This window comes from Enterobacter sp. 940_PEND (assembly GCF_001059415.1).
GTDB lineage: Bacteria > Pseudomonadota > Gammaproteobacteria > Enterobacterales > Enterobacteriaceae > Enterobacter > Enterobacter cloacae_M.
The window spans coordinates 19,393-41,544 of record NZ_JUMS01000019.1 but is presented as its reverse complement, the minus strand read 5'-3'; the positions used below and the strand labels follow the sequence as shown (position 1 = coordinate 41,544).

The 22,152-nt window shown below is 56.9% G+C and carries 17 protein-coding genes; 7 read left to right on the top strand and 10 right to left on the bottom strand.

Annotation, left to right across the window (positions count from 1 at the left end):
• Positions 1–135: 135 nt before the first annotated feature.
• Complete coding sequence (gene mfd / locus ADJ24_RS03975) at positions 136–3,582, bottom strand: transcription-repair coupling factor (protein ID WP_023311167.1); 3,447 nt, start codon at positions 3,580–3,582, stop codon at positions 136–138.
• A 149-nt stretch (positions 3,583–3,731) separates the two neighbouring features.
• A complete protein-coding gene (locus tag ADJ24_RS03970; protein ID WP_023311168.1) occupies positions 3,732–4,805 on the bottom strand; it encodes an acyltransferase family protein in 1,074 nt (357 codons plus the stop codon).
• A 256-nt stretch (positions 4,806–5,061) separates the two neighbouring features.
• Between ADJ24_RS03970 and lolC the strand changes: the two genes are divergently transcribed.
• The 5 genes from lolC to cobB are packed head-to-tail and all read left to right on the top strand — an operon-like array spanning position 5,062 to position 10,000.
• Positions 5,062–6,261 carry a lipoprotein-releasing ABC transporter permease subunit LolC gene (gene lolC / locus ADJ24_RS03965; RefSeq protein ID WP_032668182.1) on the top strand — a complete coding sequence of 400 codons (1,200 nt, stop codon included), beginning with the start codon at positions 5,062–5,064 and terminating at the stop codon, positions 6,259–6,261.
• Positions 6,254–6,955: a lipoprotein-releasing ABC transporter ATP-binding protein LolD gene (lolD, locus tag ADJ24_RS03960; RefSeq protein ID WP_010429765.1), complete on the top strand. Its 702-nt coding sequence runs from the start codon at positions 6,254–6,256 to the stop codon at positions 6,953–6,955. The genes lolC and lolD overlap by 8 nt, the downstream gene beginning before the upstream one ends.
• Complete coding sequence (lolE, locus tag ADJ24_RS03955; protein WP_023311170.1) at positions 6,955–8,199, top strand: lipoprotein-releasing ABC transporter permease subunit LolE; 1,245 nt, start codon at positions 6,955–6,957, stop codon at positions 8,197–8,199. The genes lolD and lolE overlap by 1 nt, the downstream gene beginning before the upstream one ends.
• Before the next feature lie 53 nt (positions 8,200–8,252).
• Complete coding sequence (gene nagK, locus ADJ24_RS03950; RefSeq protein WP_023311171.1) at positions 8,253–9,164, top strand: N-acetylglucosamine kinase; 912 nt, start codon at positions 8,253–8,255, stop codon at positions 9,162–9,164.
• 14 nt (positions 9,165–9,178) lie between these two features.
• Positions 9,179–10,000 carry a Sir2 family NAD+-dependent deacetylase gene (gene cobB / locus ADJ24_RS03945; RefSeq protein WP_023311172.1) on the top strand — a complete coding sequence of 274 codons (822 nt, stop codon included), beginning with the start codon at positions 9,179–9,181 and terminating at the stop codon, positions 9,998–10,000.
• Positions 10,001–10,045: 45 nt separating this feature from the next.
• Here the strand turns inward: cobB and ADJ24_RS03940 are convergent, their stop codons facing one another.
• Entirely contained in the window at positions 10,046–11,977 is a 1,932-nt protein-coding gene (locus ADJ24_RS03940; RefSeq protein WP_023311173.1) for a methyl-accepting chemotaxis protein, read from the bottom strand.
• 236 nt (positions 11,978–12,213) lie between these two features.
• Here ADJ24_RS03940 and ADJ24_RS03935 point away from each other — a divergent pair, with 236 nt between their 5' ends.
• On the top strand, positions 12,214–13,443 hold the full coding sequence (locus ADJ24_RS03935; RefSeq protein ID WP_023311174.1) for an EAL and HDOD domain-containing protein: 1,230 nt from the start codon (positions 12,214–12,216) through the stop codon (positions 13,441–13,443).
• 45 nt (positions 13,444–13,488) lie between these two features.
• On the opposite strand, the gene potD is transcribed toward ADJ24_RS03935, so the two are convergent.
• Genes potD through potA form a run of 4 tightly spaced genes read right to left on the bottom strand, consistent with a single transcriptional unit; the run spans position 13,489 to position 17,297 of the window.
• On the bottom strand, positions 13,489–14,523 hold the full coding sequence (potD, locus tag ADJ24_RS03930) for a spermidine/putrescine ABC transporter substrate-binding protein PotD (protein ID WP_023311175.1): 1,035 nt from the start codon (positions 14,521–14,523) through the stop codon (positions 13,489–13,491).
• Positions 14,520–15,311 (bottom strand): spermidine/putrescine ABC transporter permease PotC, encoded by a 792-nt coding sequence (potC, locus tag ADJ24_RS03925; protein ID WP_023311176.1) that lies wholly within the window; start codon positions 15,309–15,311, stop codon positions 14,520–14,522. The genes potD and potC overlap by 4 nt, the downstream gene beginning before the upstream one ends.
• Entirely contained in the window at positions 15,308–16,165 is an 858-nt protein-coding gene (gene potB, locus ADJ24_RS03920; RefSeq protein WP_023311177.1) for a spermidine/putrescine ABC transporter permease PotB, read from the bottom strand. Before potB ends, potC begins: the two co-directional genes overlap by 4 nt.
• Complete coding sequence (gene potA, locus ADJ24_RS03915) at positions 16,149–17,297, bottom strand: spermidine/putrescine ABC transporter ATP-binding protein PotA (RefSeq protein WP_187393578.1); 1,149 nt, start codon at positions 17,295–17,297, stop codon at positions 16,149–16,151. Before potA ends, potB begins: the two co-directional genes overlap by 17 nt.
• 237 nt (positions 17,298–17,534) lie before the next feature.
• On the opposite strand from potA, the gene pepT reads away from it, so the two are divergent.
• Positions 17,535–18,758: a peptidase T gene (pepT, locus tag ADJ24_RS03910; protein ID WP_023311179.1), complete on the top strand. Its 1,224-nt coding sequence runs from the start codon at positions 17,535–17,537 to the stop codon at positions 18,756–18,758.
• Between the two features lie 43 nt (positions 18,759–18,801).
• Here pepT and ADJ24_RS03905 read toward each other — a convergent pair whose 3' ends face one another.
• The 3 genes from ADJ24_RS03905 to phoP all read right to left on the bottom strand — a co-directional run bounded on the left by ADJ24_RS03905 (position 18,802) and on the right by phoP (position 22,151).
• Positions 18,802–19,923 (bottom strand): cupin domain-containing protein, encoded by a 1,122-nt coding sequence (locus tag ADJ24_RS03905; protein ID WP_023311180.1) that lies wholly within the window; start codon positions 19,921–19,923, stop codon positions 18,802–18,804.
• Positions 19,924–20,015: 92 nt separating this feature from the next.
• Positions 20,016–21,479: a two-component system sensor histidine kinase PhoQ gene (gene phoQ / locus ADJ24_RS03900; protein ID WP_023311181.1), complete on the bottom strand. Its 1,464-nt coding sequence runs from the start codon at positions 21,477–21,479 to the stop codon at positions 20,016–20,018.
• Positions 21,480–22,151 carry a two-component system response regulator PhoP gene (gene phoP, locus ADJ24_RS03895; protein WP_028019015.1) on the bottom strand — a complete coding sequence of 224 codons (672 nt, stop codon included), beginning with the start codon at positions 22,149–22,151 and terminating at the stop codon, positions 21,480–21,482.
• Position 22,152 lies beyond the last annotated feature (1 nt).

Here is a 22,152-nt window from a genome sequence, read left to right as displayed (position 1 = left end):
GGCCTGCAGGAAACGCCTCAGCGATTTACAGCCGGACCAGGGTGTCGCTGTAAGCTATTCATTTTCCGGAAGCAACTTTTATCGCTTCCGGTTAATAAACTACATGAAATTCCTCAGTTAAGAGGGGAATGGAGGTCAGGCGATCGCGTTCTCTTCCAGCTGGCGCATAAAGTTACGCACCCAGTCCATACGGGTTTTGCGCTCCGTCAGCTCCTGGGTAAATTTCAGACGGGTTGGACCATCCAGACGGAAATGCTGCGGCTGTTTTTGCAGCAGGCCGATCAGCCACATCGGGTTGACGTGATTCTTCTCGGCGAATTCAATCACGCCGCCTTTTTCATTGCCTTCGAGCTTGCGGATCCCCAGCTTTTGCGCCTGCTGGCGCAACCTCGCGATATCCAGCAAATTTCTCGCCGGATCGGGCAGCAGGCCAAAGCGGTCAATCAGCTCCACCTTAATCTCTTCCAGCTCGTTCTCCTTCTTCGCGCTGGCGATGCGCTTGTAGAACGACAGTCGGGTATTCACGTCCGGAATAAAATCGTCCGGCAGCAGGGAAGGCATACGCAGCTCGACCTCGGTCTGCTGGCTGGTGAGATCTTCCAGCGACGGCTCGCGTCCGGCCTTCAGGGCATCAACCGCGTTTTCCAGCAGCTCCATATAGAGCGAGAAGCCGATGGTTTCCATGGAGCCGCTCTGGTCTTCACCCAGCAGCTCGCCGGCACCGCGGATCTCGAGATCGTGCGTGGCCAGCGCAAAGCCTGCGCCGAGGTCTTCCAGCGAGGCGATGGCTTCCAGACGCTTTTGCGCGTCGGTGGTCATCGCTTTCGGATGCGGCGTCAGTAGCCAGGCGTAGGCCTGATGGTGCGAACGCCCGACGCGGCCGCGCAGCTGGTGAAGCTGCGCCAGGCCAAAGTGATCCGCACGCTCAATGATGATGGTGTTTGCCGTCGGAATGTCGATCCCGGTTTCAATGATGGTGGTACACACCAGCACGTTAAAGCGCTGGTGGTGGAAGTCGTTCATTACCCGTTCCAGCTCGCGCTCGCGCATCTGCCCGTGACCGATAGCGATGCGCGCTTCCGGCACCAGCTCCGCCAGCCTGTCCGCCGCTTTCTGGATGTTTTCCACGTCATTGTAGAGATAGTAGACCTGACCTCCACGCAGCACCTCACGCAGAATGGCCTCCCGCACCACCAGATTATCGTACTCGCGGACAAAGGTTTTCACTGCCAGACGGCGCGCCGGCGGCGTAGCAATAATCGACAGATCGCGCATGCCGCTCATCGCCATGTTGAGTGTTCGCGGGATTGGCGTTGCGGTCAGGGTCAGGATATCGACGTCGGCGCGCATCGCTTTGATGCGCTCCTTATGACGTACCCCGAAGCGGTGCTCTTCGTCGACGATCAGTAGCCCCAGATCTTTCCACTTCACATCGCTTTGCAGCAGCTTGTGGGTGCCGATCAGAATATCGATTTTGCCTTCGCTTGCCTGTTCGAGGATCTGCGTCTGTTCTTTGGTACTGCGAAAACGCGAGAGCATCTCGATACGTACCGGCCAGTTGGCGAAACGGTCGCGGAAGTTGTCGAAGTGCTGCTGAGCGAGCAGGGTGGTCGGCACCAGCACCGCCACCTGCTTGTTGTTTTCCACCGCAAGGAAGGCGGCGCGCATCGCCACTTCGGTTTTACCGAAGCCGACGTCGCCGCAGACTAAGCGGTCCATAGCCAGCGGCTGGCACATGTCGCTCAGCACGGCGTTGATGGCCTGGGCCTGATCCGGCGTGGTTTCAAACGGGAAGCTGTCGCAGAACAGCTGGTACTGTTCTTTATCATGCTTAAAGGCAAAGCCCTGTTTAGCCGCGCGCTGGGCGTAGATATCCAGCAGCTCGGCCGCCACGTCGCGCACTTTTTCCGCCGCCTTCTGGCGCGCGCGCGCCCAGGCGTCGCCGCCCAGCTTGTGCAGCGGCGCATTCTCTTCGGCGCCGCCCGCGTAGCGGCTGATCAGATGCAGGGAGGAGACCGGGACATACAGTTTGGCGTCATTAGCATAGGTGAGCATCAGGTATTCACCTTTGATGCCGCCCGCTTCCAGCGTGGTCATCCCCTGATAGCGCCCAACGCCGTGCTCCAGGTGAACAATCGGCTGGCCCGGGTGCAGCTCGGCCAGGTTACGGATCAGCGTGTCCGGGTTGATGGTCCGACGGCTGTCCTGACGGCGGCGCGCGACGCGCTCGCCCAGCAGATCGCTTTCGCAAATCAGTGCCAGGTTGTTGAGCGTGTCGATGAACCCGTGCTCGGCGGCGCCAATCATCAGATAACGACCGTTTCCGGTCGCTTCGCTCAGGCGCAGGATGCGCTTCGGCGCCACCTTAATGCGTCCCAGCAGTTCACCTAACGCTTCACGGCGGCCTTCACTCTCAACGGAGAACACCACCGGGCCGGTGAAGGACTCCAGGAACTTGCGCAGATTATCCAGCGGGGATTTCTGCTGCGCCTGAACGGCCAGGTCCGGCAGCGTCCGGAAGGCGAGGTTGGTATTGGCGGCCTTATCGGCAAGCGAATCGGTTTTCAGCTGCATGCGCGGCCAGCGCTTCAGCTCGGCGTTGAGCTCGTCGGTGCGCAGCCACAGCGCTTCCGGCGGCAGCAGTGGACGCATAGGGTCAACGCCACGGTTTTCAAAGCGGGCGCGGGTTTCGCTCTCAAAGCGGCTGGCGCTGGCGTCGATATCCCCGGTGTTGACAATCAGCGTATTCGCCGGGAAGTAGCTGAACAGGGCAGGCAGCGGCTCGTTGAAGAACAGCGGCTGCCAGTATTCGATCCCGGCAGGAAGCGTGCCTTTACTGACCTGCTGATAAATATGTTCCGCGTCGCGCTTCACCTCGAACTTATCGCGCCACTGGCTGCGGAACAGCTCGATAGCGGTTTTGTCCGTGGGGAACTCATGCGCGGGCAGTAAATTGATGGACTCCACTTCTTCCAGCGTGCGCTGCGTGTCGGCGTCGAATACGCGCAGGCTGTCGATTTCATCATCAAAGAAATCCAGACGATACGGCTGGTCGCTGCCCATCGGGTAAAGGTCAAGCAGCGCGCCGCGGGTGGCGTATTCCCCGTGCTCCATCACCTGGTCGACGTGGCGATAGCCGGCACCGTCAAGCTGCGCGCGCAGGGCGTCACGGGACAGGCGCTGGCCTTTTTTCATCACCAGCGCGTGACCGTGCAGATAGCTGTGCGGACAGACGCGCTGCATCAGGGTGTTCACCGGCACAATCAGCACGCCGCGCTGCATGGTCGGCAGCTGATAGAGCGTCGACAGGCGCGAGGAGATGATCTCCTGATGCGGAGAGAAGCTGTCATACGGCAGCGTCTCCCAGTCGGCCAGGCTGAACACCAGGCTATCGGTGAACTGGCGAATTTCATCGTGCAGGCGCAGGGCGTTTTGCATATCCGGGGCAACCAGAATCACCGGGCCTGGATGACGCTCGGCGATTTCCGCCACCAGCGTGGCGCACGCCGCGCCCGTGAGTTCACCCAGCTGGCGCTGGTCGCCCGCTTTGACAGGCAAGGAATAACGATAGTGTTCAGGCATGGCTATGTCAGAGTCTCTTATGGATATACCAACAGTATTGGGGCATATCACTGATACGCAATGTCTTTATTATCCTCGATCGTTTTACATAAGCAAATCGTAACCGCACGGCAGGGCTAAACGCCCCCAAAACGGGGGCGGAGAGGGCATTAACGCGTTGAAGGTGACAGGGTCAGCGTAGACGGAGGAGAGAAGAAAACGTCCCCAAAAAGCGCGGTGGAGATCTTACGCACCCCGAGCCCGGCAAGGGTAAAGATAAACAGGCTGGCAAACGGATAGACCAGCACCAGGGTGAGCTCTGCCCAGACCGGCCACGAGGCAGCATTCATTTCGCCAATCAGGAACAGGCTAAAGGCCTCAATCAGGATGCGGTGGGTGGTATAAATCGCAATGGTATTTGAGCCAATCACGTTCAGCAGATTGTTTGGGTGAACGGCATAGCGCTGCTCAAGGCTGTAGAACAGCTTCATGATCAGCACAATCGACAGCAATGAGAGCAGCAGCGGAACGTTAGCAAACCACAGCACCACGGAGACGGCGGCGAAAGCCCCGGTTGCCAGCCAGATGCGGCGCAGGTTGACGCTTTTCATCCACGCCATCAGCTCTGCGCCATACCACGCGCCGAGGCTGTAGTAGATCATGTTGCGTACCACGCTGTTCATTCCCCACCACGGCAGCGGCAGGAAGTTAATCGCGATGCTTGCCAGCGCCAGCAGTCCCAGTACCGGCAGCTTCCAGCGGCTCAGCAGTTTACACAGCGTGAAGTAGACCACCAGAGCATACAGATACCACAAACTGGTGCTGGCGGTGATCATCCCCAGCACAAAGCCTGAGAACGAGTCGGCGTAGGCCGCGTTCGACGAGGTGGCAAGCTCACGCTCGGGCGCCAGCCAGGCGTTCAGGTGGGTCAACGCCTGCCATTGCAGGACGCCCCACAGCGCCAGGACCCAGACAATGCTCCAGATCCGTTTATCGAGACTGGTTCGCCAGTCCACTTCGTCAATATAACGACGGATCAGATAGCCGGAGATAAAGAAGAAGACCGGCATACGAAACGGTGCGAGATAGAGGTTAAAATAGACCCAGCATTTGGCGAGAAGGCCGGAGAGCGGGTGTTGTAGCCCGATCAGATGCGGATAAAACGTGATAACCGAATGATAGATAACCACCAGGCAGATACACAGCCCTTTTATCTGGTTAATCCATAATGCTTTTTGCTTCATTGTTCGCCACTACCTTATTGCCATAAACGAACGAGCAATTGTTGTAAAACGACACCAGGATGTAATGGGTAACAGTCTGTATCAGGAGGTTTTTCGGAAAAGGTGGAGGTTGCGAGGTGAGTATTCAGACAATAGCACCCTGATTTATCTGAATTTTTCGGAAAAATGATTACCAAAGCTTACTGTTTCAGTCATTTACGCTTAACGGATTCGCTTATATACTCGTGGGTCTGCTATCAGCAAACAGACGGATTTCATGTATCAACCTGTCGCACTCTTCATAGGCTTACGCTACATGCGTGGGCGCGCCGCGGACCGCTTCGGTCGCTTTGTCTCCTGGCTTTCGACTATTGGCATTACGCTTGGCGTGATGGCACTGGTGACGGTGCTTTCCGTCATGAATGGCTTTGAGCGCGAGCTGCAAAACAATATCCTGGGGCTGATGCCGCAGGCCGTTCTCTCATCCTCCAATGGTTCGGTTAACCCGCAACAGCTGCCGGAAAGCGCGGCGAAGTTACAGGGCGTCACGCGCGTAGCGCCGTTGACGACCGGCGACGTGGTGCTGCAAAGCGCCCGCAGCGTGGCGGTCGGCGTGATGCTGGGTATTGACCCGGCGCAAAACGATCCGCTGACGCCGTATCTGGTTAACGTGAAGCAGACCGATCTGGAAGCCGGGAAATACAACGTGATTCTGGGCGAACAGCTTGCCGGCCAGCTTGGCGTCAACCGTGGCGATCAGCTGCGCGTGATGGTGCCTTCTGCCAGCCAGTTTACGCCGATGGGGCGCCTGCCAAGCCAGCGCCTGTTCAACGTGATTGGTACCTTTGCCGCCAACAGCGAAGTCGATGGCTACCAGATGCTGGTGAACATTCAGGACGCTTCACGCCTGATGCGCTACCCGGCAGGGAATATCACCGGCTGGCGCCTGTGGCTCGATGCGCCGCTGAAGGTCGATACCCTCAGCCAGCAAAAACTGCCGGACGGCACCAAATGGCAGGACTGGCGCGAGCGCAAAGGCGAACTGTTCCAGGCCGTGCGGATGGAAAAAAACATGATGGGGCTGCTGCTGAGCCTGATCGTGGCCGTGGCCGCATTTAACATCATTACCTCGCTGGGCCTGATGGTGATGGAGAAGCAGGGCGAAGTCGCCATTCTGCAAACCCAGGGGCTCACGCCGCGCCAGATCATGGCGGTGTTTATGGTGCAGGGGGCCAGCGCAGGCATCATCGGCGCGCTGCTCGGCGCCGTGCTGGGGGCCTTGCTTGCCAGCCAGCTTAATAACTTAATGCCGATCATCGGCGCCCTGCTCGACGGCGCGGCGCTGCCGGTGGCTATCGAGCCGCTGCAGGTGGTCGGTATTGCGCTGGCCGCGATGGCCATTGCGCTGCTTTCTACGCTTTATCCTTCCTGGCGCGCTGCCGCCACTCAACCCGCTGAGGCTTTACGTTATGAATAAGATCCTGTTGCAATGCGACAACCTGTCCAAACGCTATCAGGAAGGCACTGTGCAAACCGACGTGCTGCACAATGTGAGCTTCAGCGTGGGCGAAGGCGAGATGATGGCGATTGTTGGCAGCTCCGGCTCGGGCAAAAGTACGCTGCTGCATCTGCTGGGCGGGCTGGATACGCCAACCGAAGGCGACGTGATTTTCTCCGGCCAGCCGATGAGCAAAATGTCCTCCGCGGCGAAGGCCGAGCTGCGCAACCGCGAGCTGGGCTTTATCTACCAGTTCCACCACCTGCTGCCGGATTTCACGGCGCTGGAAAACGTGGCGATGCCGCTGCTGATTGGTAAAAAGAAACCGGCAGAAATTAACGCCCGCGCCAGCGACATGCTGAAAGCGGTAGGCCTGGGCCATCGCGGTAACCATCGTCCCTCTGAGCTTTCCGGCGGCGAGCGCCAGCGCGTGGCGATTGCCCGCGCGCTGGTCAACAACCCGCGTCTGGTGCTGGCGGATGAGCCTACCGGTAACCTGGATGCCCGCAATGCGGACAGTATTTTCCAGCTTCTGGGCGAGCTGAACGCCTCGCAGGGCACCGCGTTTCTGGTCGTAACCCACGATCTGCAGCTGGCAAAACGCATGGGGCGTCAGCTTGAGATGCGCGACGGCCATCTGAACGCGGAACTGACCCTGATGGGAGCAGAGTAATGGCGTCACCGTTATCCTTACTCATCGGTTTACGTTTTAGCCGCGGCCGCCGTCGCGGCGGCATGGTGTCGCTGATCTCCGTCATCTCGACCATCGGCATTGCGCTCGGTGTGGCGGTGCTGATTGTGGGCCTGAGCGCCATGAACGGCTTTGAGCGCGAGCTGAATAACCGCATTCTGGCAGTGGTGCCGCACGGGGAGATCGAGCCGGTTAACCAGCCGTGGACGAACTGGAGCGATGCGCTCGCCAAAGTTGAAAAAGTGCCGGGCATCGTCGCGGCCGCGCCCTATATTAACTTTACCGGGCTGGTGGAGAGCGGGGTAAACCTGCGCGCCATTCAGGTGAAAGGGGTCAACCCCGTCCAGGAAGCGCGCCTCAGCGCGCTGCCAAACTATGTGCAGAACGGCGCGTGGGCCAACTTTAAGGCTGGCGAGCAGCAGATCATCATGGGTAAAGGCGTGGCCGATGCCCTGAAGGTGAAGCAGGGCGACTGGGTGTCGATCATGATCCCGAACGCCAGCGCCGACCACAAGCTGCAGCAGCCTAAGCGCGTGCGCCTGCACGTCACCGGTATTCTTCAGCTGAGCGGTCAGCTTGACCATAGTTTTGCGATGGTGCCGATGGAGGATGCGCGCCAGTATCTCGACATGGCTGACAGCGTGACGGGCATTGCCATTAAGGTGAACGACGTCTTTAACGCCAATAAGCTGGTACGCGACGCGGGCAGCGTGACCAATAACTATGTCTACATCAAAAGCTGGATCGGCACCTACGGATATATGTACCGTGATATCCAGATGATCCGCGCCATCATGTATCTGGCGATGGTGCTGGTGATTGGTGTGGCGTGCTTTAATATCGTCTCTACGCTGGTGATGGCGGTCAAGGACAAGAGCGGCGACATCGCCGTGCTGCGTACGCTGGGGGCGAAAGACGGTCTTATTCGCGCCATCTTCGTCTGGTACGGTTTGCTGGCGGGTCTGTTCGGCAGCCTGTGCGGCGTGGTGATTGGCGTGGTGGTTTCCCTGCAGCTGACCCCGATTATCAACGGGATCGAAAAGCTTATTGGTCACCAGTTCCTGTCGGGTGATATCTACTTTATTGACTTCCTGCCGTCTGAACTGCACTGGCTGGACGTTTTTTATGTGCTGGTTACAGCACTTTTACTGAGTCTGCTGGCAAGCTGGTACCCGGCGCGTCGCGCAAGCCGAATTGATCCGGCGAGGGTATTAAGTGGCCAGTAATTACGTCATGATCTAGCGGCTTTCTGGCCGCCAGGTTAAAAGAGGAATGCGTTATGTATTACGGATTTGATATTGGCGGCACCAAGATTGCGCTCGGCGCGTTTGATAAAGACCTCAAACTGCAGTGGGAAACCCGCGTTCCCACGCCGCGCGAAAGCTACGACGAATTTTTAACCGCGATTGCCGCGCTGGTGTCGCAGGCCGATGAACGCTTTGGCGGCAAAGGCAGCGTCGGCATCGGCATTCCGGGTATGCCCGAAACCGACGACGGCACGCTGTATGCCGCCAACGTGCCTGCCGCCAGCGGTAAACCGCTGCGCGCCGATCTCTCTGCTCTCCTTGAACGCGACGTGCGTTTAGACAATGATGCTAACTGCTTTGCGCTCTCCGAAGCCTGGGACGATGAGTTCCGTCAGTATCCGCTGGTGATGGGGCTGATCCTCGGTACCGGCGTCGGCGGGGGGATCGTCGTCAACGGTAAGCCAATCACCGGGCGCAGCTACATCACCGGCGAGTTTGGTCATATCCGCCTGCCGGTGGATGCTCTCGAGGTGGTGGGGCGCGATTTCCCGCTGACCCGCTGCGGCTGCGGCCAGCACGGCTGTATTGAGAACTACCTTTCCGGCCGCGGGTTTGCATGGCTTTACGAACACTTCTATCATCAGAAACTTGAGGCCCCTCAAATCATTACCCTGTGGGAGCAAGGGGATGCGCAGGCGCGTGAGCACGTCGAGCGCTATCTGGATCTGCTGGCGGTGTGTCTGGGAAATATTCTCACCATCGTCGACCCGGATCTGCTGGTGATCGGGGGAGGGCTGTCAAACTTTACCGCGATTACGGAACGGTTGTCCGGGCGTTTGCCCCGACATTTATTGCCGGTTGCCCGCGTGCCGCGTATTGAACGCGCGCGACACGGGGACGCAGGAGGCATGCGCGGAGCCGCATTCCTTCATCTCACCGATTAGTTTACGAGGTTTCTATGCTGTCGCGTCGCCAGGGTCGACTCAGCCGTTTTCGCAAAAACAAACGCCGCTTGCGTGAGCGCTTGCGCCAGCGGATCTTTTTCAGAGACAGAATGATGCCAGAAGCGATGGATAAACCCAGAGTGGTGGTGCTGACCGGGGCGGGGATCTCCGCCGAGTCAGGAATTCGAACCTTCCGCGCGGCGGACGGGCTGTGGGAAGAGCACCGCGTGGAGGATGTGGCCACGCCGGAAGGCTTTGCCCGCGATCCGGATCTCGTCCAGGCGTTTTACAACGCCCGCCGCCGTCAGCTTCAGCAGCCTGACGTTGCGCCGAATGCGGCGCATCTGGCGCTGGCGAAGCTGGAAGAGGCGCTCGGCGATCGTTTTCTGCTGGTAACGCAGAATATCGACAACCTGCACGAGCGGGCCGGTAACAAGAACATCATCCACATGCACGGCGAGCTGCTCAAGGTTCGCTGCGCCTGGAGCGGTCAGGTGCTGGACTGGCAAGAGGACGTGCTGCCTGAGGATAAGTGCCACTGCTGCCAGTTCCCGTCGCGCCTGCGTCCGCACGTGGTCTGGTTCGGTGAAATGCCGCTGGGAATGGATGATATCTACAGCGCGCTGGCGATGGCCGACGTATTTATCGCCATCGGCACATCCGGTCATGTTTACCCGGCGGCGGGGTTTGTCCACGAAGCGCGGCTGCACGGCGCGCATACGGTAGAACTCAATCTTGAGCCAAGCCAGGTGGGCAGCGAGTTTGAAGAGAAACACTACGGTCTGGCAAGCACGGTCGTCCCGGAGTTTGTCGACAAGCTGCTGAAAGGGCTGTAACGGCAATGGCGTGAAAAGGCACCCGTCCAGCGGGTGCCTTTTTATTTATGAATGGAAGAACGCCAGCGTCTTCTCGAGCGATTTAGCCTGCTCATCCAGCGAGAGCGCCGCCGCAGAGATCTGCTGAACCAGAGAGGCGTTCTGCTGGGTCGTGCTGTCCATCTGGTTAACGGCGGTGCTGACCTGGCTTATCCCGCGATTTTGCTCGTCCAGCGCCTGAACGATATCGTTGATGACCAGATGCACATGCGATACCGCTTCAATCACCTGTTTCATCATCACCCCGGTTTCATTGACCAGCTCAACGCCTTTGCTCACGCGCCCTGAGGACTCGGCAATCAGCTGAGAGATCTCTTTTGCCGCGTTAGCGCTTCGCTGGGCAAGATTGCGCACTTCCCCTGCGACGACCGCGAAGCCGCGCCCCTGTTCGCCAGCCCGTGCCGCTTCAACGGCAGCATTCAGCGCCAGGATATTGGTCTGGAAGGCGATGCCATCGACAATGCTGTTAATCTCGCCGATCTTACGCGCGCTCTCGTCAATCTCCCCGATCACCACGACCACGTCGTTTACCAGCGTTTCGCCATGCCCGGCGAGGCTTGCGGCGCGATCGGTCAGCGTGGTCGCCTTGTGGGCGTTGTCGGCGTTATTCTTCACCGTGACCGAAATCTCTTCCATGCTGGCTGCCGTTTCAACAATCGCAGCCGCCTGTTCCTCGGTTCGCGAGGCGAGGTCAAGGTTGCCCGCCGAAATTTCGCTGGTGCCGCCGTGCACGGAGTGGCTGGCTTCGCTGATATTGTCGACGATGCGCTTGAGCTGCATCTGCATGGTGTGCAGGGCATAAAAAATGCTGTGGGTATCTCCGGAACGAACCGGGATGGTGTTGTTCAGATCTCCCCGTGCAACGGCCAGGGCGATCCCGGCGGCCTCCGAAGGTTCGCCCCCAACCGGACGATCAACTTTACGGGTGAAGATCTGTGCCATGACCAGGCTAACCGCCACGATGCTTAACACCATCATGATGATGGCTTTCAGTAAAAATGCGCGCGCTTCGGCCATCACTTCGCTGACCGGCGTGATAATGGCGAGTTTCCACGGCGTCTGGCTGTTACCGACGGCGATGTCCTGCCAGGTGATGAACACGTCCTCCTTCAGCAGCGGATCGTTTACCCGGGTGACGTCATGACCGGCAATCTGACCGGCGTAAGGCTTGCCCGCCGCGCGCTTGTCCGGGCTGGACACCACGTTATTAGCTGCGGAGAGGAGCAGGGCGTAGCCTGTGCCGTTCCACGGTTTAATCGCGCCGATGGTCGATTGCAGCGTGGCGAGGGAGAAGTCAGAGGTGACCGAACCCAGAAACTGACCGTCGCGCATGATGGGGGCGGCAATCGAGGTGAGCATTACGTCCACGCCGTTGTAGGGATAGATATAGGGTTCGATGATCACATCTTTATGCCGTTGTTTCGGCAGCAGATAATAATCACCGCTGCCGGGCGTTTCGATGTCCGTCAGCAGGTGTAATGCCGGTTTGCCGGTGGCGTCCCGGTCAACGTAGCGGGCGTAGCGCCCGGCAGGATCTTCACCGCTCTGACCGGCCCAGACGGCATCTTTATCGTCGAACGCGTTAGGCTCAAAGGCCATCGACATGGAGAGAAACTGTGGGTGAGCCGAAAGGTAGTGGATGAGCAGCTGGTTCAGGCTCTGGCGTTCGGTCACGCCCGCCTCGCGCAGCGCCAGGGCGCTGTTGCCCATGTCCCGGGCGGCAGTCAGGGCAGAATCCAGCTGTTTGCTGACCAGCAACGCTTGCACCTCGGCAATCTGGCGGATATGTTTTTTGGCCAGAACCTCCTGCTGTGCCATCCACTGCCACATCATAAACCCGATCGTTGCCGTAAAGCCCACCGTTACGGTGAGGAAAATGGACAACAGCATCAACGTCTTGACGCTTATTTTTTTTCTTCGGACCATGGCGTCTTTCATTCTCATCTCCCGTAATATCGTGCATGTCGGGCAGGCACATATTCCTTATCGGATATTTTCTCCTCTTTCTGTAGAGCGCCAGGAATATTTAATTTAAATTTTGTTTCGTAAATCCAGTTAATTAGTGTGGATGCTTTTATTTTGTGCATTCAATCAAAATAGTGCTCGATAAAGCTCGTTATCGTCGTGTAGAAAGAGGATGCTAATTAATATAAAGTTGTAGAGGAGGATGGGATATGTACGGATTTATTGCGCGACAACCCATTTTTAACCCTGAGATGAAGACGGTGGCCTACGAGCTGCTCTTCAGAGATGGGATGACAAACCGTTTTCCGGATGTGTCGGCGGAATATGCCACCTCCAGGATGATCTCAGATCAGTTTTTATGCGTGCCGTCCCAGCGCATCGCCGGGGCACATACGTCGTTTATTAATTTCCCGTCGCGAATGGTCATAGACCGCAGTGGAGAAGCGCTGGATAAAGAAAGCGTTGTCATTGAGATCCTGGAAGATGCTGTGCCGGGAGCGGAGCTGTTGCAGGCTGTCAGGGAGATGAGTGCGGATGGTTATCAGTTTGCGCTTGATGATTTCACGCTTGCGCCAGAATGGGATGTTTTTTTACCCTATATTTCAATACTGAAGTTTGACGTCAGGAATTATACCTTAGCGCAAATTAAACAGTATCTGAAAGAGCGTAAACATTTAACCGGGCATATTAAATATCTCGCTGAAAAAATTGAGACTAAAGAGGAATTCAGCGAATACAGGGAAGAGGGATTCTCGCTGTTTCAGGGCTATTTTTTCTGCCGTCCGGAGGTTATTAAATATAAACGGCTATCGCAAAATCAGCTGGCGATTTTTCGGCTGCAAATGGAGGTCGGACGCAATAAACCCGATTTTCGGATCGTCGAGTCGTTGATTAAAACCGATCTCACGCTGTCCTATAAGATTATGCGCTACATGAAGCACACCGCATTTAAACATATCGGTGCCTGTAATTTCAGCAAGTTAACCCTGAGCGAAGTCCTCAGATACCTCGGGGAAAACCAGCTGAGACGGTTTGTTGCGGTCGTGGTCCTCGCCAGTGCGGGCAATGACACCGTCAGCGAGCTTTACCCGCTGAGCATGATGCGCGGCAAGTTCTGCGAACTGATCGCCGAGACGATGAACGAACCGATGCTGGCTGAAAATGCCTTCATGTGCGGCCTGTTTTCTCTGCTCGATACCCTCCTTGAGCTGCCGATGGCCGAGTTGATGAAGCAAATTGCGGTCCCGCAGAGCGTGAGCAATGCCCTGTGCCACCAGGAGGGACGGTTAGCCGATATGGTGAGCCTGTGCCGAAACTATGAACAGCAGCAGTGGGACGAGGCGACCCGGGTTCGTCAGGCGCTGGGTCTGTCGGATGAGGATGTGGTTGAGGCGATGAGAAAGGCGACAATCTGGGCAGGGGAGAATGCGGTCAGTTAATCCTCCTCACGCCGTCCGGGCGGCGTGAGGAAGAACGCGATACCGTTACCGGCCCGCTTTTAATTTCTGGTAATACTCTTCGTAGAGGCGGCTGGCGTCACCGACATCGTTCTGCCATTCACCTTTGCTGATGGTTTCGGCATCCGGATAGAGCGATTTATCGTTAGCTACCTCAGGCTTCAGCAGCTTGCGTGCGGCGAGGTTTGGCGTCGGGTAGCCAATCGTCTCGGCAACCTGTTTCGCTACGTCCGGACGCAGCAGGAAGTTAATCAGCTTGTGCGCCCCTTCAGCGTTTTTCGCGTTGGCGGGGATCGCAAGGCTGTCCATCCAGAAGATCCCGCCTTCTTTCGGCCAGACCACTTCAAGCGGCGTACCGGCCTGGCGGGCGACATACGCAGAGCCGTTCCACACCATCCCCAGATTCACTTCGCCTTCCATATACGGGTTTGCCGGGTTATCAGAGTTGAACGCCGCCACGTTAGGCATCAGCTTTTTCAGCTCGTTATACGCCGCTTCAATCTCTTTCGGATCCGTCGTGTTGCCCGAGTAGCCCAGCTTGCGCAGCGCGACCTGGAACACCTCACGCGCGTCGTCGGTTAACAGCAGGCTACCCTTGTACTCTGGTTTCCAGAGATCGGCCCAGCTTGTCACCGTTTTTGGATCGACGGCCTCGCTGTTCACGCCGATCGCGGTTGCCCCCCAGATATACGGAATGGAGTAGTCGTTATTCGGGTCGAACGGCTTGTTGAGCATCTCAGGATCGAGGTTTGCAAAATTGGTTAGCTTCGTTTTGTCGATCTTCTGGATCATGCCCTCTTTGCGCATTTTGTCGACAAAGTAGGTGGAAGGCACGACCAGATCGTACGCGCCGTCTTTGTAGGTTTTCAGCTTGGCGTACATGGTTTCATTCGACTCGTAGGTCGAGTAGATAACCTTGATGCCCGTTTCCTTTGTGAACTGTTCCAGCAGGCCCGGCGGCACGTACTCGGTCCAGTTGTAGAAGTAGAGCGTTTTGCTGTCATCAGCGTGCGCGGCACCCATGCCAAGCACCAGCGCCGCAGCGGCGAGCATTTTTTTCATTTCATTGTCCCCTGAGATTTTGTTTTATCACGAGCAATAACCTGGCTGGCAATCACCAGAACCAGCGAAAACACCAGCAGAATGGTCGCCAGCGCGTTCACCTCCGGTGAGACGCCGACTTTCACCATTGAATAGATCTTCAACGGCAGAATTTCATAGCTCGGACCGGTGACGAAGGAGGATACGACCACGTCATCCATCGACAGGGTGAAGCTAAGTAGCCATCCGGCCGCCACGGCGGGCATCGCCAGAGGCAGGATGATTTTGCGCAGGATGATCATCTCGCTGGCACCCAGATCTTTCGCCGCCTCCAGCATGCGCACGTCGAACCCTTTCAGGCGCGCGAAAACGGTCACCACCACAAACGGCAGGCAGAAGGTGATGTGCGAGAACAGCAGCGACCAGAAGCCAAGCTGTACGCCCAGCAGCATAAACAGCACCAGCAGCGAAATGGCCATCACGATGTCCGGCGACATCATCACCACAAACAGCATGCCGCTGACGAACGGTTTGCCGCGAAAGCGATAGCGGTAGAGCGCCACGGCGGTGAGCGAGCCAATCAGCGTCGCGAAGGTGGCGGAGAAGATCGCCATCGTCAGCGAGTGCTGCGCGGCCTGCAGCAGGCTATCGTTGTTCATCAGCAGGCTGTACCAGTTGGTGGTAAAGCCCTGCCAGTTAATCCCGAAGCGTGAGCTGTTAAACGAGTTCACGATCAAAATAACGATCGGGATATACAGGTAAGCGTAAATGGCGGTCATAAAACCGCCGCGAAGCAGTCGACCGATCATTCGAGTTCCACCTTCTTGTTCAGCAGCCGTGAAGCGCGCCAGTAGACCAGCAGCATCAGGCCCATGACCACCGTCAGCGTAATGCTCGTCGCGGACCCGAACGGCCAGTCGCGGATGTTCAGGAACTGGCTCTTGATTACGTTACCGATCAGCAGGTTTTTCGCGCCGCCCATCAGATCCGACACGTAGAACAAACCCATCGCCGGGAGCATTACCAGCAGACAGCCCGCGATAATGCCGGGCATGGTCAGCGGGATAATAATGCGGATGAAGGTCTGCAGCTTATTAGCGCCCAGATCTTTTGCCGCCTCCAGCAGCGGTTTATCCAGCTTCTCGATGCTGGAGTAGAGCGGCATCACCATAAACGGCAGCAGGATATAGACCAGGCCGACAATCACCGCGCTCGGGGTAAACATGATGCGGATCGGCGTATCAATCACTCCCAGCCACAGCAGAAACTCGTTGAGATAGCCTTTAGTGCTAAGGAAGATCTTCAGCCCGTAGATGCGGATTAACGAGTTGGTCCAGAAGGGAACAATCAGTAAAAACAGCAGCAGGGGCCGCACCTTTTGCGGCAGGCCCGCGAGGAACCATGCGAAAGGATACCCCAGCACCAGACAGGCAAGGGTGGCAATCAGCGCCATGTTGAGCGAGTGCAGCAGCACGTCAAAATAGAGCGGATCGAGCAGGCGCGCGTAGTTGTCCAGCGTAAAGACCAGCGAAACGAAGCTAGCGTCGTCGCGGGTCAGAAAGCTGGTGGCAACGATCATCAGGTTGGGCAAAAAGACAAACAGCACAAGCCAACCGACGATCGTGGCAATCACCACATTCTGGAATTTACTTGTGTTCTTCATCAGCCAGCACAACCTCCCAGCTTTCTACCCAGTTAATAACCATTTTCTGGTCGAGAGAGTGGTCGAAGTCAGGGTCGTCTTCGTTAAAGAACTCGCTGACCATCACCATTTTGCCGTTCTCCAGCTCGACAACGGACTCCAGCGTCATCCCTTTGTAGTTGCGCTCGCGGATATAGCCGATTAACCCTTCGGCCTCGGTATTGCCGTGAATTTCATCGACGCGCAGATCTTCCGGGCGCAGCAGAACGTTGAGCTTTTGTCCCTTTTCGACGGGGAAAGTCACCGTGATATTGCACTCGCGTCCTTCGACGCTGGCGCGCACGCGCTGGTCGTCCAGACGCTCAATCACCGTGGCGTCGAAGATATTGATCTCGCCAATGAAGCTGGCGACAAACAGATTCTTCGGCTCTTCGTAGATTTCGCGCGGCGTGCCGTCCTGCTCGATTTTGCCGTCGCGCATCACCACGATGCGGTCGGACATGGTCAGGGCCTCTTCCTGATCGTGGGTAACGAAGACAAAGGTAATGCCGAGCTTGCGCTGCAGGGCTTTTAGCTCATTCTGCATCTGCTTGCGCAGCTTGTAATCCAGCGCCGAGAGGGATTCATCCAGCAGGAGCAGGCGCGGCTTATTGACGACGGCGCGGGCGATGGCCACGCGCTGCTGCTGGCCGCCGGAAAGCTGATGGGGTTTACGCTGGGCAAACGTCTCAAGCTGCACCATGCGCAGGGCGTCGGTGACGCGCGGTTCGATCTCGTTCGCCGGCGTTTTTTGCATCCGCAGACCAAACGCCACGTTTTCAAACACGGTCATGTGCGGGAACAGGGCATAGCTCTGAAAGACGGTATTGACGTGGCGATCTTCGGCGGGAACCCGGGTGATGTCCTGGTTCTCAAGATGGATATGGCCGTTATCGACGCTTTCCAGCCCGGCGATAAGGCGCAGAACGGTTGTTTTGCCGCAGCCCGAGGGGCCAAGCAGCGTCAGAAACTCACCGTCATTGATGGTCAGAGTGAGGTCGGAAATAACGTCTTTACCATCAAAACTTTTACGAATTCGTTCCAGTTGCACCAGCGGTGAACGTGAACGGGGTTGTGTATTCAATTTTTGCGCTGTCCCATATAGACGCCTCAGGCAGCAGACTGAAGCGGGGTTTGTGTGTAACCACCTTGGTGACTCGTAATGAGGGCGGACATTCTACGGCAATCCCCTGCAATCGCCAATCCTTGCCACTGATTCATAAGCTACATTTACTAACGCATAACGATATAAACGGAAAATATTCTCGTTTGCGGGATAAAAGTGACCTGACGCAATATTTGCGTTTTGATGCTTATTGATAATGTTGTCACGAAAAGTGAGGGTGACTGCATGGATAAATTACTTGAGCGTTTTTTACAGTACGTTTCGCTGGATACCCAATCTAAGCCGGGTGTTCGCCAGGTGCCGAGCACCGAAGGCCAGTGGAAGTTGTTAAACCTGCTGAAAGAGCAGCTTGACGCCATGGGGCTGGTCAACGTCACGTTAAGCGAAAAAGGCACTGTGATGGGAACGCTGCCGGCGAATGTCCAGGGTGACATTCCGGCGATTGGCTTTATCTCCCATGTCGACACCTCTCCGGATTTTAGCGGCAAACATGTGAACCCGCAGATTGTGGAAAATTACCGCGGCGGCGACATTGCGCTGGGCATTGGTGACGAAGTGCTCTCGCCCGTAATGTTCCCCGTGCTGCACCAGCTGCTGGGCCAGACGCTGATCACCACCGACGGGAAGACGCTGCTGGGGGCAGATGACAAGGCGGGTATCGCGGAGATCATGACGGCGCTGGCGGTGCTGAAGGGCAAAAACATCCCGCACGGGGATATCCGCGTGGCCTTTACGCCGGATGAAGAGGTCGGCAAGGGCGCGAAGCATTTCGACGTGGAAGCCTTTAACGCGCAGTGGGCCTATACCGTCGACGGCGGCGGCGTCGGTGAACTGGAGTATGAAAACTTCAATGCCGCGTCCGTCACGATCAAAATTGTCGGCAACAACGTTCATCCTGGCTCGGCGAAAGGCGTTATGGTGAACGCGCTGTCGCTGGCGTCCAGAATTCATGCAGAAGTCCCGGCGGAAGAGAGCCCTGAACAGACCGAAGGGTATGAAGGTTTCTATCACCTGACCAGCATCAAAGGCACCGTGGACAGCGCGCAGATGCACTACATCATCCGCGATTTCGACCGCAAAGCCTTTGAGGCGCGCAAGCGCAAGATGATGGAGATCGCGAAGAAGGTCGGTAAAGGATTACACCCAGATTGCTATATTGAGCTGATCATTGAAGACAGCTATTACAACATGCGCGAGAAGGTGATGGCGCATCCGCATATTCTCGATATTGCCCAGCAGGCGATGCGCGACTGCGATATTGAACCGCAGCTGAAGCCGATTCGCGGCGGCACCGACGGTTCTCAGCTGTCGTTTATGGGGCTGCCGTGCCCGAACCTGTTTACCGGTGGCTACAACTACCATGGCAAGCATGAGTTTGTGACGCTGGAAGGGATGGAAAAAGCGGTGAAGGTGATAGTACGGATAGCGGAGTTGACCGCGAAGCGGTAAGAAAAAGCCCGGTGGCGAAGTGCTTACCGGGCATTAGAGCGACTCAGTCCTCAAAGAACCAGTACCCGCTGTTGACCAGCGCGGCCAGCATCGCGAGGAAGGAAGGATCTTCCAGCGCATCGCCAAAGGTGTCGGCAGTGAGCACCAGATGGCTGGCAATGGCTTCCAGCGCCGGGCGGTGCGGAGAGTCCAGCTTCTCGCCGTTGACGAACACCTCTTCACCAATGCGCAGCACGCGCAACCCGCCCAGACGCGTCAGCTTATCGCCCTGCTGAAGCGCATCATAAATCTCGTCAGCCTGATACGGCGGCTCCGGCGGCGCAACGTCCAGCTCATGACGAGACTGGCTGATAAACTCACCAAACCACTGTTTGAAGTGCTCCGGCTCGTTGATCAAATCCAGCATCATGCCGCGCAGCTTATCGAGTTCTTCTGGCAGAATATCCGCCGGATGCTCGCGCGCAGGCACATCAGGGTCGCTGTAACGATAGCTGCCCAGCTCGCGCTGCAGAACATAGTCGGCAAATCCGCTGATCATCTCGCGGCCGCTCGGCGCGCGGAACCCCACGGAATAGTTGAGTGAGTTTTCCAGGGAGTAGCCTTCGTGAGGGAATCCCGGCGGGATGTAGAGAATATCACCCGGCTCCAGCTCTTCGTCGATAATCCCTTCAAACGGGTCAACCTGAAGCAGGTCAGGATGCGGGCAGTGCTGCTTCATCGGCACTTTTTCGCCCACGCGCCAGCGGCGGCGGCCCGTACCCTGAATGATGAACACGTCGTACTGGTCAAGATGTGGACCTACGCCGCCGCCCGGCACGGAGAAGGAGATCATCAGATCGTCCATGCGCCAGTCGGGCAGGGCGCGGAACGGGCGCATTAATGCGGCAGTCGGCTCGTGCCAGTGGTTGACCGCCTGCACCAGCAGCGACCAGTTGTTTTCACCGAGGTGATCGTAGCTTTCGAAAGGTCCGTGGCTAACCTGCCATTTCCCGTCCTGGTGGCTGACCAGACGGCTGTCGACTTCGTTTTCCATAGCCAGACCTGCCAGCTCGTCAGGCGAGATAGGGTCGACAAAATTGCTGAATCCGCGTTTCAGAACCACCGGGCGTTTTTGCCAGTAACGTTCAATAAACTCGGGCCAGTTAAGCGTTAAGTGATAATCCATAATTTTTTTATTCCGCAGGCTCTTACTGACTCGGATTATAACGGAAGCTCAGTCCCCCGGCTGCGAGATCCTCGCATTTTTCACATAACGGGTTAACTATCGTTCAATGTGGGCTGCTGGCGACCAAAAATAACCTCCATTCTGGCGCCGCCCAGCAGGCTTTCACTGGTTTCTATTTTCCCGTCGTACTGGTCGACAATCTCACGGGCGACGGCCAATCCTACGCCCTGGCCAGGACGTAGCGTATCGGCGCGCTGACCGCGATCGAACACCACGTCACGCTTATTGCGCGGGATGCCCGGACCATCATCCTCAACGATAATATGCAGTTCGGTTTCCGTCTGACGCGCAGACACTTCCACGAACTCCAGGCAGTATTTGCAGGCGTTATCCAGCAGGTTACCCATCACTTCCATGAAGTCATTTTTTTCACCCACAAAGCTTATCTCTGGCGAGATATCGAGGCTGATGTTCACCCCTTTACGCTGATACACCTTGTTGAGGGCGGACGTGAGGTTATCCAGAAGCGGGGCTACCGGGTGCAGCTCGCGGCTCAGAAGCGCGCTGCCGGAACGCATGCTGGCGCGGTGCAGGTAATAGCCAATTTGCTGGGAAATACGGCTGATCTGCTCCAGCATCACCGGCTCGGCATCATCGACGCTCAGCTTCGAACTGCGCATTGAACGCAGGGTACTTTGCATGACGGCCAGCGGAGTTTTCAGGCTGTGGGTCAGGTCGGTAAGGGTGGTACGGTATTTATCGTAGCGTTCGCGTTCACTTTTAAGCAGGCGGTTGAGGTTACGCACCAGGCTGGTGAGCTCACGGGTGGTTTCCGGGTTCAGCTTCTCGCGATGATGTTCTTCCAGCTCACGAACCTCTTTCGCCAGTGATTCAATGGGGCGCAAGCTCCACCACGCCGCCACCCACAGCAGCGGGATCACCAGCAGGAGATTCGCAGCCAGAACGTAGATGAACCAGCTCCAGACCATATAAGAACGCTTCAGCTCGACCGGAATGGTGTCGATCACCACGATGGTCAGCTGCGGCATGTTCAGCGTCGCTGGATAGAGGTTAATCGCGACGGAGTGCGTCATCTCCGTCTCGGCGTTGTCGGCGCGGATCTCGTTCAGCTTTTGCTGCAGGGAGCGATCTTCATGGATCAGCGAGCTGGTGGTGTTGAGATCGGCTTCAATTTCGTGAAATCCGTTGGTTTTGAGCCATTCCGGACGAATGCTTTTGACCAGCCAGGGAATATCACGCTGCGCCCACAGTAATTTCCCCTTTTCGTTATAAATCAGGGCCAGCGTTGGACTCTGCTGGTTGAGGTTTTCCGGCATTTCGACGGTGATTTGGTTGTTTTCCCACTTCGCCAGGGTATAAAACAGATTGCTTTCGCCACGCAGCAGCCGAAAGGTGGTTTTATCAAAGCTGACGCTGTAGCCCACCAGGGCGACCATGCCGTAGGAGAGCGACAGCACCAGCACGACGGCAGCCGTGGCCAGTAAGAAACGAACCCGCAGCGAGAGGGGCAGTATGTGGCGTAAAATCCCTCTCATTTAGCGTAATTCGAACAGGTAGCCCTGGCCACGGACGGTGGTAATCACATCCTGCGGATACTGCGCCTGAATTTTCTTACGCAAACGCCCCATCAGCACGTCAATGGTATGGCTCTCGCGCAGTTCAGCATCAGGGTAAAGCTGGAGCATTAAGGAATCTTTGCTCACCACTTTGCCATTGTTACGGATCAGCGTTTCCATGATGGTGTATTCGAAGGCGGTGAGCTTAATCACTTCATCATTGATCGCTAATTCCCGGCGGGAGAGATCGACCTGGAATGGCGGGATGGAAATAACCTGTGAAGCCAGCCCGCTGTTGCGGCGTAACAGCGCCTGCATGCGCGCCGCCACCTCTTCAATATGAAACGGCTTGGTGACGTAATCGTCTGCACCCGCGCTGAGCACTTCAACCTTATCCTGCCAGCCTTCACGGGCGGTCAGAACCAGAACCGGCAGGGAGACATCGTGGCTGCGCCAGCGGCGAATTAGCGACAGACCGTCTTCGTCAGGCAACCCTAAATCGACAATGGCGATATCCGGCAGGTGTTCATTGAGATAATAATCGGCTTCTTTTGCATCTTCAGCATCGTCCACCTGATGTCCCATCTCCTGAAGCTGAACCTTCAGGTGATGGCGTAGTAATGCGTTATCCTCAACAACCAGTACGCGCATC

Excerpts from the sequence above, each read along its gene's own strand:
- potD (WP_023311175.1), bottom strand. The coding sequence starts at position 14,523 with ATGAAAAAAATGCTCGCCGCTGCGGCGCTGGTGCTTGGCATGGGTGCC.
- nagK (WP_023311171.1), top strand. The coding sequence starts at position 8,253 with ATGTATTACGGATTTGATATTGGCGGCACCAAGATTGCGCTCGGCGCG.
- ADJ24_RS03905 (WP_023311180.1), bottom strand. The coding sequence starts at position 19,923 with ATGGATTATCACTTAACGCTTAACTGGCCCGAGTTTATTGAACGTTAC.
- potC (WP_023311176.1), bottom strand. The coding sequence starts at position 15,311 with ATGATCGGTCGACTGCTTCGCGGCGGTTTTATGACCGCCATTTACGCT.
- ADJ24_RS03970 (WP_023311168.1), bottom strand. The coding sequence starts at position 4,805 with ATGAAGCAAAAAGCATTATGGATTAACCAGATAAAAGGGCTGTGTATC.
- ADJ24_RS03940 (WP_023311173.1), bottom strand. The coding sequence starts at position 11,977 with ATGAAAGACGCCATGGTCCGAAGAAAAAAAATAAGCGTCAAGACGTTG.
- mfd (WP_023311167.1), bottom strand. The coding sequence starts at position 3,582 with ATGCCTGAACACTATCGTTATTCCTTGCCTGTCAAAGCGGGCGACCAG.
- cobB (WP_023311172.1), top strand. The coding sequence starts at position 9,179 with ATGCTGTCGCGTCGCCAGGGTCGACTCAGCCGTTTTCGCAAAAACAAA.
- lolC (WP_032668182.1), top strand. The coding sequence starts at position 5,062 with ATGTATCAACCTGTCGCACTCTTCATAGGCTTACGCTACATGCGTGGG.
- pepT (WP_023311179.1), top strand. The coding sequence starts at position 17,535 with ATGGATAAATTACTTGAGCGTTTTTTACAGTACGTTTCGCTGGATACC.
- ADJ24_RS03935 (WP_023311174.1), top strand. The coding sequence starts at position 12,214 with ATGTACGGATTTATTGCGCGACAACCCATTTTTAACCCTGAGATGAAG.
- lolD (WP_010429765.1), top strand. The coding sequence starts at position 6,254 with ATGAATAAGATCCTGTTGCAATGCGACAACCTGTCCAAACGCTATCAG.
- phoP (WP_028019015.1), bottom strand. The coding sequence starts at position 22,151 with ATGCGCGTACTGGTTGTTGAGGATAACGCATTACTACGCCATCACCTG.
- lolE (WP_023311170.1), top strand. The coding sequence starts at position 6,955 with ATGGCGTCACCGTTATCCTTACTCATCGGTTTACGTTTTAGCCGCGGC.
- potB (WP_023311177.1), bottom strand. The coding sequence starts at position 16,165 with ATGAAGAACACAAGTAAATTCCAGAATGTGGTGATTGCCACGATCGTC.
- phoQ (WP_023311181.1), bottom strand. The coding sequence starts at position 21,479 with ATGAGAGGGATTTTACGCCACATACTGCCCCTCTCGCTGCGGGTTCGT.